The sequence below is a fragment of the Aquisphaera insulae genome (assembly GCF_011064615.1).
GTDB classification, from domain to species: Bacteria; Planctomycetota; Planctomycetia; order Isosphaerales; family Isosphaeraceae; genus Aquisphaera; species Aquisphaera insulae.
In genome coordinates this window covers 99,033-116,479 of record NZ_JAALJH010000018.1, presented here as the reverse complement: position 1 = coordinate 116,479, position 17,447 = coordinate 99,033, and the positions used below count along the sequence as shown (strand labels likewise).

Sequence of the window (17,447 nt, the reverse complement as noted above, 5' to 3'; positions counted from 1 at the left end):
TCCGGAACGGGCCGGTCTCGAGCCAGGGAAAGCAGATTCGGTGTCGCGGGCTCCCGCACGTCCCCTTGCATTCGCGGCGACCCCCGCCGTGAATCGATTTTAACCCGGCGGTCGGATGACCGGCGCAGCCCGTGCAGGTAATCTGGAACGACCGAGGCAGCATGTCGGATCGTTGCAACTCGCGGCGGACGGATGCCTTGCGGGAGGAGGGGCTACGCGATGTCTCGGCTGCTCGTGATCGAGGACCAGAGGAAGCTCCTTCAAAGCCTGGAGCGCGGGCTCTCCGAGGAAGGTTACCAGGTGATCCCCGCGATGACCGGCGAGGAGGGGTATCAGCAGGCGAGGAGCGTCCCCGTGGATGCCGTCGTGCTGGACCTGATGCTCCCGGAGCGCGACGGCCTGGATGTGCTCCGCAGCCTCCGCAGCGACGGCTTCACCAAGCCGATCCTGATCCTCACCGCGCGGGACACCATCGAGGACCGCGTGGAGGGGCTGGACTCCGGCGCGGACGACTACCTCGCCAAGCCCTTTGCCTTCGCCGAGCTGCTGGCGCGGATCCGGGCCTTGCTCCGCCGCGACGTCGTCAATCGCGAGCTCTGCCTGAAGGCGGACGACCTGGAAATGAACCTGGTGGGTCGCTCCGTCACCCGCGGCGGCACCGAGATCGACCTGACCCGCCGCGAGTTCGAGCTGCTCGAGTTCCTCCTCCGCAACAAGAACTCGGCGGTCACCCGGGACATGATCGCGCGCGAGGTCTGGAAGGAGGCATCCGGGACCCTCACCAACACCATCGACGTCTACATCACCCTCCTCCGCAAGAAGATCGAGCGGCCGGACCTGCGGACGCTGATCCACACCGTTCGCGGTGTCGGCTACGCCCTGCGGGATGCTCCATGAAACCGATGAGCCTCCGATGGAGGCTGACCCTATGGTGCGGCGCCGTGATCGCCGGACTGCTCGCGGCCTTTGGCGTCGTCCTCTACCTGCTGATGAGGCGGGAGCTGCTGGGTCGTGGCGACGGGACGATTTCCACCGGGGCCTCGGCGGCCATGATCCTCGTCGGTGGCCTGCTCACCATCGTCGGCGCCCTCGGATGCGGCATCATGCTCGCACGCCAGGTCCTGGCGCCGGTGCAGCGGATCGTGGCGACGGCCGACGAGATCACCGCCAGTCAGCTCGATCGGCGGATCGAGGTGGCCAACCCCGACGACGAGATCGGCCGGCTGGCGGACACCTTCAACGGCATGATCGAACGGCTCGAGCGCTCCTTCCAGGAGGTCCGCCGATTCACGGCCGACGCCGCCCACGAGCTGCGGACGCCCCTGGCCATCCTCCGCAACGAGGCGGAGGTCGCCCTCCGCGTCCCGCGCGATTCCGACCAGTACCGGGATTGCCTGGAAGACATGCTGGAGGAGATCGACCACCTCTCCCGGCTGACCGAGGCGCTCCTGATCCTCTTCCGCGGCGATGCCGGCCTCGGTTCCAACCGGCGCGAGCCGGTCGAGATCGACGCCGTCATCGAGGAGATCGCGGACCACGTCCGGGTGGTGGCCTCCGAGCGCGAGCAGACGCTCACCGTCGAGGCGAACGCGCCCTGCCGGGTCGTGGGCAATCCGGAGCAGCTCCGCCGCCTGCTATTCAATCTCCTGGACAATGCGATCAAGTTCACGCCCGCCGGCGGGACGATCGAGGTCCGGGCCGGTGCCGCCGACGGGCAGGTGCGACTCGTCGTCGCGGACACCGGCATCGGCATCGCCCCGGAGCATCTGCCCAGGGTCTTCGATCGCTTCTACCGGGTGGACTCGGCCCGCAGCCGACGCACGGGCGGGATTGGATTGGGGCTGGCGATTTGCCGGTCGATCGTCGGGTCGCACCACGGGACCATCACGCTCGAGAGTGCGCTCGGTCAAGGCACGACAGTGACCGTCAATCTGCCGTGCGCCTCCGGTTCGGCGGCCGTGGCCGAGTCGGATCCCCGCGGTGCGACGCGATAGCCCGGCCCATCCGCGATCAGCTCGGCGGGTCAGGTTGTGCCGGTTCGCTTCAGGAGATCGCAGACCTCCTCATCGCTCGTCTGGCTGAAGTCGTCATACCAGAGGCCGACGGCCCGGAAAGGCTCCGGCGTGATCGAACAGACGCACTGGTCCGCGAGCAATCGGATCTCCTCGCAGGTGGCCGGTGCCGCGGTCGGGACCGCCACCACGATCCGCGCCGGACCGAGCCCCCGAAGGGCCCGGACCGCCGCCCGCATGGTCGATCCCGTTGCCAGGCCGTCGTCGACGAGGATCACCGTCTTCGCCTTGAGGTCGGGCGACGGCCGGCCCGCACGATAGACCTGCTCTCGACGGTGCAGCTCCTGCCGCTCGCGGAGGATCACGGCCTCAACCTCATCCCGCGGGACGCGGAGCGAGCGCACGAGCTCATCGTTGATCACGAGGACGTCGCCGGAGGCCACGGCCCCCATGGCGAGTTCCTCCTGGTCCGGGACACCCAGCTTGCGGACGAGGAAGACGTCGAGCGGCAGCCGGAGGGCCTGGGCGACCTCGAAGGCCACGGGGACGCCCCCACGCGGCAGAGCCAGGACGATCGCGTCGGCGCGGCCCGCGTACGCCGTCAGGCCCTCGGCGAGGACCCGGCCGGCCTCCGCTCGATTCGCGAACGGCCTGCTCATCGCGCAGCTCCTCCCCCCCCTCCTCATCGCGGCAGCGTGTAGAGGTTCAGGTGCTCCAGGAGATCCAGCCCCCACGGGTGCGTCCACGGGTTCCGCACCGCGTAGCCGACCGACATCGCCGAGACCAGCAGGGCCAGCAGCGAGACCACGCGGATCCATCGCCGCGTCTGGCCCCCCGCGACTCCCGCCGGCAGGACGATCAACCAGAACGGGATCAGCCAGAAAAGCCAGCGCAGGCCCTGGGTCGAGCCGCCGTAGTTGCGGGCCTGCGGAGTCCAGGTGTAGAAGGCCAGGATCACCGCCGTGAGGACCGCCGTGATCCAGGCCCCGACCGCCATCGGCGAGCCGCCGCGGCGAACCAGCGACCACCAGCCCAGGAACGCCAGCAACCCCAGCAGGCCCGGGATCGCCAGCAGGCCGCGCGCGTACGGATGGTACGTCCCGCCGGACATCCAGGCCGCCTGATCGAGAGCGATCCAGGTCCCCACTCCCAGGCTGGCGAGGCAGACCAGGAGGGCCACCGCCGCCAGGCCCCGTCCGCCCCCTTGCAGGAGGCGGATCAGCCCCGCCAGCGAGAGGAAGAAGATCGGCGTGAGCGACCAGAAGCCGTGATGGCCGAGGGTCATGTGGAACAGGTACTTCGCATAGGACTCGGCGACCAGCCCCCGTTTCGCCGCCTGCTCCGGGTTGAACCACGGATCGTTGAGCGCGTCCATCTCCAGTGGTGTCTTCCAGAGGCTCCCCTCCCACAGGTAAGCCTCGGTGCCGAACTCCGTGTAGACCAGCTTCACCTCGCCGATCGCCGCGTACTGCGACGCCACCGAGCCCGCCAGCGGCACGATCGCCGCGGGCAGGAAGAAGAGGAGCGTCGGCTTCGGGAATCGGAAGAGCAGCAGCCCCACCGCCAGGGCGAGGAAGGCGAGCGCCGGGATCTCGTTGACCGCCGCGAACGCGGCGAAGAAGCCGACGGCCGCGAACCGCCAGCCGGAAAGCCGCCCCTCATCCCAGATCCGCAGCAGGTTGTAGATCGCGAAGAAGGCGGAGAAGGCCGCGACCGTGTGGTTGTTGAGCGTCTGCGTGAACGGGAGGAGATAGGTCCCGAAGGCCGCGGCCACCAGGCAGAAGAACCAGGTCCAGTCCCCGGCGGCGTAGCGGTCCAGGAACCGCGCGTAGAGGATCAGGAAGGCCGCGAAGGGGATGATGTTCAGGAGGATCATCACCGGCTTGAAGTAGAAGACGTAGGCCGGCCATTTGACCGCCTCCGGGGGCTTCTCGAGCACCCCCTTCACGCCCCCCGGCGACCCGGGATCGGGCTTCTGGGTCCAGCGCTCCTCACGCTCCTGGAGGACCACGCGGTCCAGCGGCACCCCGGTGAGCTTGCGGGCCGGGTAGAGGATCCCCGCGATCAGCGTGGAGAGCAGGGCGGGCTTGCTCGAGTAGTAGTGCTTCGCCGACTCGTCGTCCTTCGGGGCCCCCGCTGGCGCACGCTTCACCTTGTCCTGGGTCTCCACCTGCCAGGGGCATTCGTCGATGACGTAGGTCCCGCGCTCCAGCAGGCTCCAGACCGTGCACCAGCGCGAGATATCATTCGCCCCCATCATCGACGGCTGACGGAGCAGGACTCCCAGGGCAATCGCCACGCTCGCGGTGATGACGATCATCGCCACGAACTGCCGCGGCTCGCTCCGGCGCGGCTCAAGATCGGTGCCGAGGTCGAGGTTCTCATCCTGCATCGTCTGGCTCGCGGGGAGGGTGAACGGGAGGGAGGCCCGACGCGCGAAACCGGAAGCGCATGGGCCTTTACTAGCATCAAGGCCGTCTCCGCTCCTGTCAACGCACCGGCCGGCGTTCCCGGAGAAGCTCCTCGATCGCGGCGACCGCCGCGGACTCGCGATCCGGATAGGGCCCCTCCAGCAAACGCCACGGCGTCTTCCCCGCCGCGAGCTGTTCGAGGAACCGTCCGTGCATCCAGCCGCGGATCCGCTCACCGTCGCGAAAACCATCCTGCACGAAGGGGACGTCCGGCGCCGTCAGGAGGTACAGGTCCACGCGGTCCCGCGCGCCGATGGCGTCCACCTCGAGATCGCGCCGATGCTGGTAACGCTCGAACCACGTCCCGGTGGCGAAGGCGTTGGTGTCGCAGAACAAGACGCGGTCGGCCGCCCTCGCCAGCTCGCCTTCGCGGGCCTGCTGCGTGCTCGCGATCTGGACGAACTCCTCGCGCGTCCAGGACGGGGCCGGGTCGTCCATCGAGAGCCCCGCGATCTTCGCCTCCCAGTGCTCGCGGCCGTACTCGGGGACCCAGATCGTCCCGAAGCGGCGGGCCAGCCGTTGGGCCAGCGTCGTCTTCCCCGTCGACTCCGCACCGACAAGCACAACCCGGCGGACGAAGTGGGCCCGGACGCATGGCTCCAGCCAGTCCAGATGATCGAGGGGCGACTCGCGGACCTTCGTCCCGGAGATCGGCACCGCGGCCCTTGGCTGGTCGACCAGGACATGACGTGCCCCCATGAGCCGGGCGAATTCCCAACCGTAATCCTCGCTCGTGAAGACGACGTCCGGCGCCCGGCCAAGGTATCCCAGCGTGAACTCGGCCCAGAGCGCCGTGTCGTCGCCGAGCTCGTCGGGCACGAGCCGAATGTCGGAGTCCGGGTGGATCTCCTCGAGCCAGGCCTTCCGCAACGCACCGGGGATCACCTGCGACGGATGATCCGCCACCATGACGACCAGGTGATCGACCTGCCGCCTCGCGGTCTCGATCAGGTACTTGTGCCCGCGATGCGGCGGGTAGAACTTCCCGACGACGAAGCCGAGCGTCATCCCGGCACCTCCGCGGCCACGGCCGGCTTCGAGCGATCCGCCCGCGCCCGCCATTCTCGGAGCCCCAGGACCGCCATCCCCAGGAAGATCGCGTACAGGACCGCGGTCAGGTAGAGCTCCTTCGACGCGTACAGGGGAACATAGATGGCATCGACGAGGATCCAGGCCAGCCAGCTTTCCAGCCGCTTGCGATTCAGGAGCCATTGTGCCCCGAGGCTGATGGACGTCGTCAAGGCGTCCCAGAACGGGGCGGAGTCGCCCGCGCGGGCGAGGATCGGCCAGACGATGGCCGTCATCGCGGCCACCGCGGCGGCCACCCCGAGCCGCTCCGCGGCCCCGGCGACCGCCACCTTCAGGCCCGAACGGTCCTCACCGCCCAGGGCCCAGAGATACCAGCCGCGCGAGCAGAGGGCGAAATACGCGGCCTGGAGGGCCGCATCCGCGTACAGCCCCGCGCGGGCGAAGACGACGCCGAAGGTCGCGACGTTCACCAGGCCGATCGGGAAGTTCCAGACGTTCTCCTTGACCGTCAGCCAGACGCAGACGGCCCCGGTGACGAACGACGCCGCCTCCAGCGGGCTCGCCAGTCCCCGCGCGGCCAGGGCCAGGGCGACGCAGGCCACCAGGCCGATCGGGACCGACCCGCCCCAGGCGTCGAGACGTCCGCCCCGGCTCATCCTTCGGGATCCTCGTCCGGGGGCTCCAGCCGCTCGGCGATGCTGTAGGTGTCTCCGGGGCGGATGTTGTAGGACGTGACCATCTCCGCGAGGATCCCCACGCCCAGGAGCTGGACCCCCACGATCAGGAACGCGAGCGCGTAGAGGAGCGGGGGGCGGTTGCCGATGGGCCTCTCGCCGGCGACCCAGAGCCCGGCCATGTACAGGAGCACGAGGACGCCGACGCTCGTGAGCGCGAGCCCGGCCCCGCCCAGGATGTGCAGCGGACGCTGCCGGAAGCCCGTCAGGAACCGCACCGTGAGCAGGTCCAGGAATCCCTTCATGAACCGCGAGAAACCGTACTTGGAGCGGCCGTGCCGCCGGGCCCGATGGGTCACGACGATCTCGGAGACGCGGAATCCCCGGGCGTGTGCCAGGACCGGGACGAACCGGTGCAACTCGCCGTAGATGCCGACCTCGCGGAGGACCTCCGCGCGGTACGCCTTGAAGCCGCAGTTGTGGTCGTGCAGCCGGCAGCCGGTCATCCGGCTCACCATCGCGTTGAAGATCCGGCTGGGGATCACCTTGTGCCACGGGTCGTGACGGACCTTCTTCCAGCCGCTGACCACGTCGAATCCCTCGTCGAGCTTGGCCAGGAAGCGGGGGATCTCCGCCGGATCGTCCTGGAGGTCCGCGTCCATGGTGAAGACCCGCGAGCCCTGCGCCGCCTGGAACCCGGCCGTGAGCGCCGCGGCCTTGCCGAAGTTGCGGCGGAATCGGATGGCCCGGATGCGATGGTCCGCCCGGGAGATTTCCGAGATCGTCCGCCAGGATCCGTCGGTGCTGCCGTCGTCCACGAAGACGAGCTCATGCGGCCCGAGCCGGCCGTCGGCGAGGACGCTCGCGAGCTGGCGGTGGAGCTCGCTCAGGCTCCCTTCCTCATTGTAGACGGGGATGACGACGCTGATCATGGCACGCTCGATCCGGCCTCGGCCGGCAGTTGGGGGACCCGCCGTGCGTGAGCACCGAGGGGAAGCAGGATCATCGCGGACAGGACCTCCACGGCCGCCCAGACCAGCCGGAGCACCAGCGCGGCGACCACCGCGACGTCCTCCCCGCCGACCGCCGGCGCGAGGGCCAGCATCAGGATCCCCTCGCGGACGCCGAGCCCCCCCGGCATCACCGCGACGAGGAAGCCGGCGACCGTCGCGAAGGCCACCGCGGCCGTCACCACCGGCATCAGCCCGGGCCAGCGGCTCGCCTCCACCGGGACGAGCGCCCGGACGACCTCGATCTGGCTGGCGCCGAAGCAGATCCATGTCGCGGTCGTCCAGCCGAGCCCTCGGAGCATCAATCCGCCGTCGAACCGCGGCAGGGCCTCCACCCCGACCTTCGGGAACGGGAGGCTGAAGAGGAGCGAGAGTCTTCGGAAGGCCCACGGCATGACCACGAGGAGGAACGCGAGCGCAAGCCCCAGCGAGGCCGCCGCCGCGAGCTGGTATTGCTCCACCGCGATCGTCCCGACCGCCGGCAGCCGAAGCGCCAGCACCGGGCTGGGGCCGGCCAGCGCGAAGCCCGCCGCGGCGACCAGCGAGCCGGAGGCCATCATCACGAGCGTCTCGTAGAACGTGGCGATCGCCGACGTCGCCGCGCGGGCCCCGTAGGGGACGGACAGGCCCGCCCGGATCACGACGACCATCGCCTTGCCGGGGACGTATTTCCCCAGGTGGCTGATCAGGTACGCTCGCAGGGCCGGGGCGATCCCGATCGGCGAGGGGCTGGCGCGGAGGACCTGCTGGTAGAAGGCACCGCAACAGCCGAGGCCGACCAGATAGAGAAGACCGGACAGGACCAGCCGAGCGGGCCGGAGGTGGAAGGCCACCTCATGGCTCCTGAGGTCGTCCCAGGTCCGGAGCACTTGCCGCCCGAGCGCCCAGAGGACCAGCAGGGTCACGGCCACCTTGATCGTCAGGGCGAGCGGGCGTTTCCAGCGGGCTACGGGCATCGGCGGGACGAGTCTCCGACTGCGGGCCGCCGACGCCCGGGCGCGATCCCGCCGCGCGGGGCGCCGGCCTCGCCCGGTTCAGGTTACAGGCCGGCCCGCGAGCCGGCAAGTTTCCGCCCCGGTCCACTCTCGCGGTCCGGGGCTCTCGGACGTATCATCGTCCCAGCGAGGCCGGGTCATGGTCGCCGGCCGCCGACCGAGGATCCCGCCACGTTCCCCAGGACGATCCAGACACGATGAGCGTGCCCACACCGCCGGACTCCGCCGTCCCCTCGTCGGGCGAATTCGCCGGGGAGGTGATCCTCCGGCCCTCGTTCTCCCCCAGGCCGGGGATCAGCCACGTCCTGTTCGACTTCGACGGCACCCTGTCGCTGATCCGCCAGGGCTGGCCCGAGGTCATGGTCCCGATGTTCACCGAGGCCCTGCCGCCGCTGCCGGGCGAGTCCGAACAGGATCGCCGGCGATTGGCCTACGACGACATCATGCGGCTCAACGGCAAGCAGACGATCTACCAGATGATCCAGCTCGCCGACCGGATCCGCGACCGCGGCGGCGAGCCGAAGGAGCCGCTCTGGTACAAGCACGAGTACCTCCGCCGCCTCGACCTCCGGATCGCCGACCGCGTCGAGGGCCTTCGCGCCGGCACGATCCGTCCCGATGAGCTGCTCGTCCACGGCGCCAGGGCCCTGCTCGAGGACCTCCGCGGCCGGGGCCTGGCCATCTACCTCGCCAGCGGCACGGACGAGGTCTTCGTCAAGCAGGAGGCGGAGCTGCTGGGCCTGAACGAGTTCTTCGGCCCGCGGATCTACGGCGCCCAGGACGATTACAAGACCTTCTCCAAGAAGATGGTCATCGAGCGGATCCTCCGCGAGAATGCCATCCCGGGCGCGGGGCTGCTCTCGTTCGGCGACGGCTACGTGGAGATCGAGAACACCAAGGAGGCCGGCGGGCTCGCCGTCGCGGTCTGCAGCGACGAGGCGAACAACGGCTCCGGCAAGATGGACGAATGGAAGCGCGAGCGGCTCACGGGCGTCGGGGCGGATGTCCTGATCCCGGACTACCGCGATGCCGCCCCGCTCCTGCAACGGATCCTCGGACGATGACAGCCAGGCCGCTCGATCTCAGCCGACTGAAGACCCTGCCGCTCGAGCAGAGGAACAGCCTCACGCGCGTCGAGGACGTCGTGATCGATCCCGCCGCGCCGCCGCCGGCCCTCTCCGCGCCGGTCGCCGCCCAGGTGACGGCCGCCGCGGCGAAGATCCGGCAGGCCCGCGAGAAGGGCGCCGGGGTGATACTCATCTACGGCGCCCACCTGCTCCGCAACGGCGCCGTCCGGCTCCTCACGGAGCTGATGGATGGCGGCTTCCTCACCCACCTGGCCACCAACGGCGCGGGGACGATCCACGACTGGGAGTATTCCTGGTTCGGCCGGTCGACCGAGAGCGTCCGGGCCAACGTCGCCACCGGGACGTTCGGCTCCTGGGAGGAGACCGGCCGCAATATCCACCTGGCCCTGCTCTCGGGCGGCCTCCGCGGCGAGGGCTACGGGGCTTCGCTCGGCCGATTCATCGCCGAGGACGGGACCACGCTGCCGCAGCGAGCGGAGCTCGAGCGGCTCCTCCGCGAGGCCCCCTTGCACCCGCTCGCCCCCGCCTGGGCGGACACCTTGCTCGCGATGCACGCTCACGGGTTGCCGTCGGGCCGGATCGACGTCCACCACCGCTGGAAAGAGGCGTCCATCCTGGCCGGTGCCTTCCGGCATGGCGTGGCGATGACGATCCATCCGGGGATCGGCTACGACATCATCGCCAATCATCCCATGTTCAACGGTGCCGCGATCGGCCGGGCGGCGGCGGCCGACTTCCGCCTGATGGCCGGATCGGTGGACACCCTGGACGACGGCGTCGTCCTCTCCGTGGGCTCGGCGATCATGGGGCCGCAGGTCTTCGAGAAGACGCTGAGCTGCGTCAACAACCTCCGGCTCCAGGACGGCCGGCCGATCGTCTCCGGCCATTCGATCTTCGTCGTCGACCTCCAGGACGGCGGCGGCTGGGACTGGACGCAGGGGGAGCCCCCCAAGTCGAACCCGGCCTACTACCTGCGGTTCTGCAAGAGCTACGCGCGGATGGGCGGGGAGATGCACTACGTCCAGTCCGACAACGCGGCCTTCATCCACAACCTCCACCACCTGCTCCTGCGGGCCGACTCATGAACCACGACCGGTTCCGCGCCTTGACCTCGGCCTTTTCCGGGCTGACCATCGGGGTCCTCGGCGACTTCTGCCTGGACCGCTATCTCGAGATCGATCCGGCGCGGCAGGAGACGTCGATCGAGACCGGCCTGCCGGTGCACCAGGTCGTCTCGGTCCGGGCCCAGCCCGGCGGCGCGGGGACCATCCTGAACAACCTGGTCGCGCTGGGTGTCGGCCGGATCCTCGCCATGAGCTTCTGCGGTGACGACGGCGAGGGTTACGAGCTTCGCCGGGCACTCGGGTCCAAGCCCGGCGTCGTCCTCGACCACTTCCTCACCACGCCCGAGCGGCGCACGTTCACCTACTGCAAGCCGCTCCTGATCGAGCCGGGCAGGCCCCCGGTCGAGCTGAATCGACTCGACTCCAGGAACTGGACGCCGACCCCCGATTCGCTGACGAATCGCTTCCGCGAGGATCTTCGCGCCCTGGGACCGACGCTCGACGCCCTCATCGTCCTCGAGCAGGTGGACCGGGCCGAGACGGGCGTGGTCACGCGGGGACTGCTCGACGAGATCGCCGCCCTGGCCGCCGCTCACCCCGACCTGCCGATCCTGGCGGATTCCCGCCGCGGCCTGGCCGACTGGCCGGGACTGAGCTTCAAGATGAACGCGGTCGAGCTGGCCGCCCTGCTCGGCGAGCGTGCCGACGCGGACCGCGACCTCGCCTCGGTCCGAGCGATCGCGGCGACGCTCGCGGGGCGGAACCGCCGGCCGGTGTTCGTCACGCTCGCCGAGCGCGGGATCGTCGCCGCCGGGACCGACGGCGAGACCCAGCACGTCCCCGCCCTCCCGGTGCGGGGACCGATCGATATCGTCGGCGCGGGGGATTCCGTGACGGCCAACCTCGCCGCCGCGCTCGCCGCCGGGGCGACGCTCCGGGAGGCGATCGCGCTGGCGGCCGTCGCGTCCTCCGTGGTCATCCACCAGCTCGGGACGACGGGCGCCGCAACGGTGGCCGATCTCGAGTCGTTCCTGGGCCAGATCCCCGCCGCGTGAATCTCCTCATGAGCTCGACCGACCATCCCGCGAGGCTCGCGCCCGACGCCCTGGCCGCCGAGTGCGACTTTCGCGCCACCCGACGATCCGGCCCCGGCGGCCAGAATCGGAACAAGGTGGAAACCGCCGTCATCCTGACCCATCGCCCGACCGGCCTCTCCGCCGAGGCCGCCGAGCGCCGGACCCAGGGCGAGAACCGCGCCACCGCGCTGTTTCGCCTCCGCGTCAAGCTCGCCCTCGAGATCCGACGTCCCGCCGGGGCGACGGGCCTCGATCCGTATCGCCCGACCGACCTCTGGTCCCGACGCTGCCGCGGCGGCAAGATCTCGGTCAATCCCGGTCACGATGACTTCCCCGCCGTGCTCTCCGAGGCCCTCGACGTCCTCGCCGAGGTCGCGTGGGAGCCGAAGCGAGCCGCCCTCTCCCTGGGTTGTTCGTCCTCACAGCTCATCCGCCTGCTCAAGGACGAGCCGCGGGCGCTGGCTCTCGTGAACGAGCATCGCAGGGAAGCGGGCCTGCACCCGCTGCAGTGACCAGGCCTGAGTTGCGTCATTCGCAAGGGCTTGCTCCCCATCCCGTCCTTGCTTGCGATTGCGTCCTGAGTTCATCACACTTGCCGTTGTGGAGATGCGGGCCGTGGAGACGCGGCACAGGCGTTGCGCCTGGGAGGCTGGCCATGAAACGAATCGGGCGTTGCCTCGCGCGTCACGACCGCCTCATCGTCACGACCGTCGCACTCCATGCGTCGATTATCCTCGGGATCGGATGGGGATCGGAGTTTCAGGCGGACTACTCCTGGAACCGGCAAGCGATCCTCCTCCTCACCGGATTCGCCATCGGCACTTTTCTCATCGAGCTCTTCCGCTCCATGGCCGAATCGCCCCCGACCGGAATCAAGGGGATCACGATCCTGTCCACTTCGCTACTCGTATATACCCTCGTCCTGTGGGTGAATAATCCGTTCCGGAGCACGAGCACGAACATCGAGGCTCTCTGGCAACTCTGGTGGGTGTCCCCCTATTTCGCCGCCGCGGGTCTCTTCGGCGAACGTCGAGCCTGGGCCGGCCTCTTCGGGTGTGCCCTCTTCATCACGATCGGCCTCAAGCTGTTGATCCATGCGGCCTCCTACCCCGGAAGCGGATGTATCGTCGTCCGGCCCGGCCTGTATTGACCATCCCGTCCTCCGATGGACTCTGCTCCGCGACAAGCTCCTCATTTACGACCTCGGGGCACGATTCGTGCCTATAATCCCGACATGATGCCCAGCAAAGCACTCCTCGAACCGACCGACGCGGGCCTCTATTGCGCCGCTGGGGACTTCCACGTGGATCCCTGGCGGCCGGTGCCGCGGGCCGTCGTTACGCATGCTCACGCGGATCATGCGTGCTGGGGATGCGGCAAGTACCTCACGAGCTACGACGGCCGCACCGTCCTGCGAGCCCGCGTCGGCGAGACCGCGGAGATCGAGACACTCCCGTACGGTGAAACGTTGGACATCCGCGGCGTCCGCGTTTCGTTCCACCCCGCCGGGCACATCCTCGGGTCTTCTCAAGTGCGGGTCGAACACCGGGGCGAAGTCTGGGTCGCGTCCGGCGACTACAAGACCGAGCCCGACCTGACGTGTGCTTCGTTCGAGCCCGTCCGCTGCCACACCTTCATCTCGGAATCGACCTTCGGCCTGCCGATCTATCGATGGCAGCCGCAGGAGGCCGTCTTCGACGAGGTCCTCGGCTGGTGGCGGTCGAATCAGGAGGCCGGCAAGGCGAGCCTCGTCATGGCTTACGCCCTGGGGAAGTCGCAGAGGATCCTCGCCGGCCTGGCCGCGAAGGGGGACCTGCCCGGCCCGATCTACACCCACGGCGCCGTCGAGGTGATGACGCGGGCCTATCGCGCGGCCGGGGTCGCACTTCCCGCGACGACGTATGCCGGCGACGCCGAGAAGAAGACCGACTGGTCGCGGGCCCTGATCGTCGCGCCGCCGTCGGTGCAGGGGACGCCCTGGCTCCGCAGGTTCGGGCCGATCTCCACCGGATTCGCCTCGGGCTGGATGCGAATCCGCGGGCCGCGACGGCGGAAGTCGGTCGATCGCGGATTCGTCCTCTCCGATCACGTGGACTGGCCCAGCCTGCTCGCCGCGATCGACGCGACGGGCGCGGAACGGGTGCTCCTCACTCACGGCTACACGTCGGTCGTCGCCCGCTGGCTCCAGGAACAGGGCAAGGACGCCGGCATCCTCGCAACTCGTTACACGGGCGAGCGCGACGACGCCTCGGAGCCGGAGGGGCCTGTCCTCGGGGCGAATTCCGATGCGTTGAACCTGGCCTTCTCCGAAGAGCGGCCTGCCGAGGAGTCGACCGCATGAAGGCGTTCGCCGACCTGTACGTCGCGCTCGACGAGACGACGAAGACTTCGCAAAAGGTCCGCGCCCTGGTGGACTACTTCGGCAAGGTCTCACCGGCCGATGCCGCCTGGGCCGTGTACTTCCTCATCGGCCGCAAGCCCCGGCAGGTCGTCCCCAGCGCGAGGCTTCGCGCCTGGGCCATGGAGGAGGCCGGCATCGCGCCGTGGCTCTTCCAGGAGAGCTACGACGCCGTCGGCGACATCGCGGAGACGATCGCACTGCTGCTCCCGCCGCCGCGCGAATCGAGCGACCTGGCCCTCTGCCGCTGGGTCGAGGATCGCCTCCTCCCGCTCAGGAGTATGAGCGAGGAGGCCCAGCACGCGGCGGTCGTGGCGGCCTGGCGGTCGCTCGACCAGCCGCAACGGTTCGTCTGGAACAAGCTCATCAGCGGGGCCTTCCGGGTGGGCGTCTCGCAGCAGCTCGTCACCCGGGCCATCGGCACGTTCGGCAAGGTCGATCCCGCGGTCGTCGCCCATCGGTTGATGGGCGACTGGGAGCCCACGACGGCCTTCTTCGGGCGGCTCATCGCCGAGGATCCGGCCGACGCCGACATCAGCCGGCCGTACCCGTTCTTCCTCGCCTATCCGCTCGAGGATCCGCTCGAGTCGCTGGGAGAGATCCTCGACTGGCAGGCCGAATGGAAGTGGGACGGCATCCGCAGCCAGCTCATCCGCCGGGCAGGGCAGACGTTCCTCTGGTCGCGCGGGGAGGAGCTCGTCACCGACTCGTATCCCGAGCTCGCCGCCGTCGGCGATTGCCTTCCGGACGGCACGGCGCTCGATGGCGAGATCCTCCCTTTCGAGGAGGGCCGCGTCCTGCCGTTTGCGATGCTCCAGAAGCGAATCGGCCGCAAGTCGGTCACGAAGACGATCCTGGCACAGGTCCCGGTCATCCTGATGGCATATGACCTGATCGAGGTCGACGGCGCGGACATCCGGGGCGAGCCGCTCACCGAACGCCGGCAGAGGCTTGCGAACCTGGTCGCGGGCGTGGAACGCGACCAGCCGGTGCTGGCCCACCGGATCCGGCTGTCGCCGACGGTGCCGGCGACGACCTGGCCGGAACTGGCCACCGCGCGGACCACCAGTCGCGAGCGAGAGGCCGAGGGGTTGATGCTGAAGCGCCGGGATTCCGCCTACGGCGTCGGTCGACGCCGGGGGGACTGGTGGAAGTGGAAGGTCCAGCCGCTCACGATCGACGCGGTCCTGATCCTGGCCGCCCGCGGCAGCGGCAAGCGCGCGAGCCTGTACACGGACTACACCTTCGGCGTCTGGGATCCGGCCACGGGCGGGCTGGTCCCCATCGCCAAGGCCTACTCCGGGCTCACGGATGAAGAGATCCGCAAGGTGGATGCCTTCGTCCGCCGCAACATGATCGAGAAATTCGGGCCCGTCCGGACGGTCAAGCCGGAGCTCGTCTTCGAGCTGGCCTTCGAGGGCCTGAATCGATCGACCCGCCACAAGTCGGGAATCGCCGTCCGCTTCCCGCGGATCCTCCGGTGGCGGACGGACAAGACCGCCGCCGAGGCGGACTCGCTGGAGACCGTCCGCGCCCTGCTGCCTGCCGTAACGAGCTGAACTGCCGCCACAATCGGCCTGGGCGGCTCTTGCCCAACCTGCCAACCGCTTGACACGACACCGCACCGGCCCGTTAGACTTGACGGTCGTGAAGGTTCAGGGAAGAGCCCTTCACGACCCAGCCTCCGCCCGCTTCGCCTCAGAATGACGGGCCGTCTCTTGCACCCATCGGTGCCCTCATGAATCCCAGATTCAAGCCAAGAGCCCGACGCCGGGCGCCTACCCGCCGTCCGGGGACGACCCCGGGTGACATTGACTCGGTCGACGGGAGCGGCCCCGCAAACGGCATCCACCATCCCGCCATCCGCGTCGCCCCGCTCGCGGAGAGCCCCGCAGAAGCGTTCATCCCGGCGAGCTCGCCCGATCGGCCCGCCGCCGACCTGATCCTGTCGGCAATCCGAGGAGCACTCTCGCGCCTGCGAGCCGCGAATCCGCCGGCCCGTGGGGGCGAGCCTGAGGGGATCCACCGGATGCGGACGTCCTCGCGGCGGCTCCGGAGTGAGTTGCACGCTCTCCGCGACCTGATCGAGCCGGAATGGCGCCAGCACGTGGAAGCAGAGCTGAAATGGCTGGCCGGACTCCTCGGCGACGTCCGCGACCTGGATATCCTCGAGAATCGCCTGCAAGGGGACGAGAAGACGAAGTCGAGAGCGACCACCGAGAACGTCGACTCGCCCGCGCCGGCCCGAGCCGAGCCGTTCTTCAACCGGCTCCATGAGCGGCATCACCAGAACTCGCGCGTCCTCCGCGAGGCCCTCGACGGCGAGCGTTATCGCGGGCTGATCGCGGAGCTGGAATCGGCCCTGGAAACACCTCCCCTCGTGGACGAGGCCCACCAGCCCTGCCGCGTCGCCCTCCCGCCGATCGCCCGCGCCGCCTGGCGACGGTTGAAGAAGGGGGGCAGGGGCCTCAAGACGCACACGCCCGACCAGGCCTTCCACGATGTCCGCAAGCGCGCCAAGCGTGCCCGCTACACGGCCGAGCTGATCGCCCCGGCCCTCGGTCCCGATGTCCAGAAGGAAGCCCGCCGCTTCATCCGCCTGGCGACGCTCGTCCAGGACGTCCTGGGCGAGCACCAGGACGCCGTCGTCGCCGCCGCCGAGCTCGGTCAATTCCTCGCCGATCCGCCCGAGGACGAGGCCGCGGTCGCCGAGGCCCGCCACCTCCTGAAGTCCCAGCGGAAGGCCTGCGAGAAGTCTCGCAACTCCTTCTTCGAGGTCTGGGAGAAGCTCGACCGGAAGAAGTCCACGCGGTGGATCCGGCGGGCGGAGAAGCGACACCATGCCTCCGACGTCCAGCCGTGACTTCCAGAAGGTCGCCGCGCAACGGTTTATTGCCGCTGAGGTCTTGCTCCGCGAGGGACTGACGCTGGATGCACAGTATATAGGTGGCTACACGGTTGAATGTTGTCTGAAGGCACTCATCCTCGAGCGAACGCCCGATTCTGATCAGCCGAAGATGCTGAAAGAGCTGACAAAGGGGGCCAAGATGCACAAGCCGGAAATCCTCTTGGGGATGCTCAAGAGTCACGGGGTGAATCTGCCGTTAAGGCTCGCAAGGCGAATGAGACTCTTCGACTGGAGCACCGACCTTCGCTACAAGACTGGCCGGCGCGACACGGGCGAGACGAGGGCATTGCTCAAGACCGCGAAGGAGATCTACGCTTGGGTAGGAGGGCAACTGGCATGACCCGCAGCGATACCACGACGAGCACCGGCAATTCTCGCTGGAAGCGAAAACGGACCGACGAGACTCGAGATGTCGAGAACGCACTTCGAGAAGCAGGATTTCGAAATTCCGATGCATATCGATATAATTCCGCATCGATTCGTGTCCGCGTGATCGACGAGAAGTTTGAAGGTAAGAGCATCGCGAAGCGAGACGCGATGGTCGAACGGGTTCTCAAGAATCTGCCCGAGCACACCCAGGCGGACATCATCACCCTATTGACGTTTGCGCCCTCGGAGCTCGGAGACGATACCAAGGCTCTTCGGGAGCGGCTGTTGAATTCGGAGTTCGAGGATCCCAGCCCATCCACACTCTGATCACGATCGAGCGACCTCGACCGTGA

Annotated in this window: 18 protein-coding genes; 12 read left to right on the top strand and 6 right to left on the bottom strand. The window is 68.9% G+C overall.

Features of this window, described 5'->3' with window-relative positions; genetic code table 11:
* The first annotated feature begins 219 nt into the window (after window positions 1-219).
* Together G6O54_RS12770 and G6O54_RS12765 are read left to right on the top strand one after the other, a co-directional pair.
* Window positions 220-897: a response regulator transcription factor gene (locus tag G6O54_RS12770; RefSeq protein ID WP_165225706.1), complete on the top strand. Its 678-nt coding sequence runs from the start codon at window positions 220-222 to the stop codon at window positions 895-897.
* Window positions 894-1,994 (top strand): HAMP domain-containing sensor histidine kinase, encoded by a 1,101-nt coding sequence (locus G6O54_RS12765; protein WP_165225703.1) that lies wholly within the window; start codon window positions 894-896, stop codon window positions 1,992-1,994. Before G6O54_RS12770 ends, G6O54_RS12765 begins: the two co-directional genes overlap by 4 nt.
* A gap of 29 nt (window positions 1,995-2,023) precedes the next feature.
* Here the strand turns inward: G6O54_RS12765 and G6O54_RS12760 are convergent, their stop codons facing one another.
* The 6 genes from G6O54_RS12760 to G6O54_RS12735 all read right to left on the bottom strand — a co-directional run bounded on the left by G6O54_RS12760 (window position 2,024) and on the right by G6O54_RS12735 (window position 8,152).
* Entirely contained in the window at window positions 2,024-2,671 is a 648-nt protein-coding gene (locus tag G6O54_RS12760) for a phosphoribosyltransferase (RefSeq protein ID WP_165225700.1), read from the bottom strand.
* Window positions 2,672-2,694: 23 nt separating this feature from the next.
* Window positions 2,695-4,404 carry a hypothetical protein gene (locus G6O54_RS12755; RefSeq protein ID WP_165225697.1) on the bottom strand — a complete coding sequence of 570 codons (1,710 nt, stop codon included), beginning with the start codon at window positions 4,402-4,404 and terminating at the stop codon, window positions 2,695-2,697.
* A gap of 97 nt (window positions 4,405-4,501) precedes the next feature.
* Window positions 4,502-5,491 carry an AAA family ATPase gene (locus G6O54_RS12750; RefSeq protein ID WP_165225695.1) on the bottom strand — a complete coding sequence of 330 codons (990 nt, stop codon included), beginning with the start codon at window positions 5,489-5,491 and terminating at the stop codon, window positions 4,502-4,504.
* A complete protein-coding gene (gene pnuC / locus G6O54_RS12745; protein ID WP_165225692.1) occupies window positions 5,488-6,168 on the bottom strand; it encodes a nicotinamide riboside transporter PnuC in 681 nt (226 codons plus the stop codon). Before pnuC ends, G6O54_RS12750 begins: the two co-directional genes overlap by 4 nt.
* Window positions 6,165-7,118: a glycosyltransferase family 2 protein gene (locus G6O54_RS12740; protein ID WP_165225689.1), complete on the bottom strand. Its 954-nt coding sequence runs from the start codon at window positions 7,116-7,118 to the stop codon at window positions 6,165-6,167. The genes pnuC and G6O54_RS12740 overlap by 4 nt, the downstream gene beginning before the upstream one ends.
* Window positions 7,115-8,152, bottom strand: a complete 1,038-nt coding sequence (locus G6O54_RS12735; protein WP_165225686.1) for a lysylphosphatidylglycerol synthase transmembrane domain-containing protein — start codon at window positions 8,150-8,152, stop codon at window positions 7,115-7,117. The genes G6O54_RS12740 and G6O54_RS12735 overlap by 4 nt, the downstream gene beginning before the upstream one ends.
* A gap of 236 nt (window positions 8,153-8,388) precedes the next feature.
* On the opposite strand from G6O54_RS12735, the gene G6O54_RS12730 reads away from it, so the two are divergent.
* The 10 genes from G6O54_RS12730 (at window position 8,389) to G6O54_RS12685 (ending at window position 17,421) form a co-directional block, all read left to right on the top strand.
* Window positions 8,389-9,255, top strand: coding sequence for an HAD family hydrolase (locus G6O54_RS12730; protein ID WP_165225683.1), 867 nt, complete (start codon window positions 8,389-8,391; stop codon window positions 9,253-9,255).
* Window positions 9,252-10,364, top strand: coding sequence for a GSU2086 family protein (locus tag G6O54_RS12725; RefSeq protein WP_165225680.1), 1,113 nt, complete (start codon window positions 9,252-9,254; stop codon window positions 10,362-10,364). The genes G6O54_RS12730 and G6O54_RS12725 overlap by 4 nt, the downstream gene beginning before the upstream one ends.
* A complete protein-coding gene (locus G6O54_RS12720) occupies window positions 10,361-11,398 on the top strand; it encodes a bifunctional heptose 7-phosphate kinase/heptose 1-phosphate adenyltransferase (RefSeq protein WP_165225677.1) in 1,038 nt (345 codons plus the stop codon). The genes G6O54_RS12725 and G6O54_RS12720 overlap by 4 nt, the downstream gene beginning before the upstream one ends.
* A gap of 8 nt (window positions 11,399-11,406) precedes the next feature.
* A complete protein-coding gene (locus G6O54_RS12715) occupies window positions 11,407-11,931 on the top strand; it encodes a peptide chain release factor family protein (RefSeq protein WP_165225674.1) in 525 nt (174 codons plus the stop codon).
* Window positions 11,932-12,074: 143 nt separating this feature from the next.
* Window positions 12,075-12,569 carry a hypothetical protein gene (locus tag G6O54_RS12710; protein ID WP_165225671.1) on the top strand — a complete coding sequence of 165 codons (495 nt, stop codon included), beginning with the start codon at window positions 12,075-12,077 and terminating at the stop codon, window positions 12,567-12,569.
* A gap of 84 nt (window positions 12,570-12,653) precedes the next feature.
* Window positions 12,654-13,760, top strand: coding sequence for a ligase-associated DNA damage response exonuclease (locus tag G6O54_RS12705; RefSeq protein ID WP_250846863.1), 1,107 nt, complete (start codon window positions 12,654-12,656; stop codon window positions 13,758-13,760).
* Window positions 13,757-15,376, top strand: coding sequence for an ATP-dependent DNA ligase (locus G6O54_RS12700; RefSeq protein ID WP_165225668.1), 1,620 nt, complete (start codon window positions 13,757-13,759; stop codon window positions 15,374-15,376). Before G6O54_RS12705 ends, G6O54_RS12700 begins: the two co-directional genes overlap by 4 nt.
* Window positions 15,377-15,555: 179 nt before the next feature.
* On the top strand, window positions 15,556-16,680 hold the full coding sequence (locus G6O54_RS12695; RefSeq protein WP_165225665.1) for a CHAD domain-containing protein: 1,125 nt from the start codon (window positions 15,556-15,558) through the stop codon (window positions 16,678-16,680).
* A complete protein-coding gene (locus tag G6O54_RS12690; RefSeq protein WP_165225662.1) occupies window positions 16,658-17,065 on the top strand; it encodes a HEPN domain-containing protein in 408 nt (135 codons plus the stop codon). The genes G6O54_RS12695 and G6O54_RS12690 overlap by 23 nt, the downstream gene beginning before the upstream one ends.
* Window positions 17,062-17,421, top strand: a complete 360-nt coding sequence (locus G6O54_RS12685) for a BolA family protein (protein WP_165225658.1) — start codon at window positions 17,062-17,064, stop codon at window positions 17,419-17,421. Before G6O54_RS12690 ends, G6O54_RS12685 begins: the two co-directional genes overlap by 4 nt.
* Window positions 17,422-17,447 lie beyond the last annotated feature (26 nt).

Coding starts and splice junctions, on each gene's coding strand:
- G6O54_RS12770 (WP_165225706.1), top strand. CDS start 220: ATGTCTCGGCTGCTCGTGATCGAGGACCAGAGGAAGCTCCTTCAAAGC.
- G6O54_RS12765 (WP_165225703.1), top strand. CDS start 894: ATGAAACCGATGAGCCTCCGATGGAGGCTGACCCTATGGTGCGGCGCC.
- G6O54_RS12760 (WP_165225700.1), bottom strand. CDS start 2,671: ATGAGCAGGCCGTTCGCGAATCGAGCGGAGGCCGGCCGGGTCCTCGCC.
- G6O54_RS12755 (WP_165225697.1), bottom strand. CDS start 4,404: ATGCAGGATGAGAACCTCGACCTCGGCACCGATCTTGAGCCGCGCCGG.
- G6O54_RS12750 (WP_165225695.1), bottom strand. CDS start 5,491: ATGACGCTCGGCTTCGTCGTCGGGAAGTTCTACCCGCCGCATCGCGGG.
- pnuC (WP_165225692.1), bottom strand. CDS start 6,168: ATGAGCCGGGGCGGACGTCTCGACGCCTGGGGCGGGTCGGTCCCGATC.
- G6O54_RS12740 (WP_165225689.1), bottom strand. CDS start 7,118: ATGATCAGCGTCGTCATCCCCGTCTACAATGAGGAAGGGAGCCTGAGC.
- G6O54_RS12735 (WP_165225686.1), bottom strand. CDS start 8,152: ATGCCCGTAGCCCGCTGGAAACGCCCGCTCGCCCTGACGATCAAGGTG.
- G6O54_RS12730 (WP_165225683.1), top strand. CDS start 8,389: ATGAGCGTGCCCACACCGCCGGACTCCGCCGTCCCCTCGTCGGGCGAA.
- G6O54_RS12725 (WP_165225680.1), top strand. CDS start 9,252: ATGACAGCCAGGCCGCTCGATCTCAGCCGACTGAAGACCCTGCCGCTC.
- G6O54_RS12720 (WP_165225677.1), top strand. CDS start 10,361: ATGAACCACGACCGGTTCCGCGCCTTGACCTCGGCCTTTTCCGGGCTG.
- G6O54_RS12715 (WP_165225674.1), top strand. CDS start 11,407: ATGAGCTCGACCGACCATCCCGCGAGGCTCGCGCCCGACGCCCTGGCC.
- G6O54_RS12710 (WP_165225671.1), top strand. CDS start 12,075: ATGAAACGAATCGGGCGTTGCCTCGCGCGTCACGACCGCCTCATCGTC.
- G6O54_RS12705 (WP_250846863.1), top strand. CDS start 12,654: ATGATGCCCAGCAAAGCACTCCTCGAACCGACCGACGCGGGCCTCTAT.
- G6O54_RS12700 (WP_165225668.1), top strand. CDS start 13,757: ATGAAGGCGTTCGCCGACCTGTACGTCGCGCTCGACGAGACGACGAAG.
- G6O54_RS12695 (WP_165225665.1), top strand. CDS start 15,556: ATGAATCCCAGATTCAAGCCAAGAGCCCGACGCCGGGCGCCTACCCGC.
- G6O54_RS12690 (WP_165225662.1), top strand. CDS start 16,658: ATGCCTCCGACGTCCAGCCGTGACTTCCAGAAGGTCGCCGCGCAACGG.
- G6O54_RS12685 (WP_165225658.1), top strand. CDS start 17,062: ATGACCCGCAGCGATACCACGACGAGCACCGGCAATTCTCGCTGGAAG.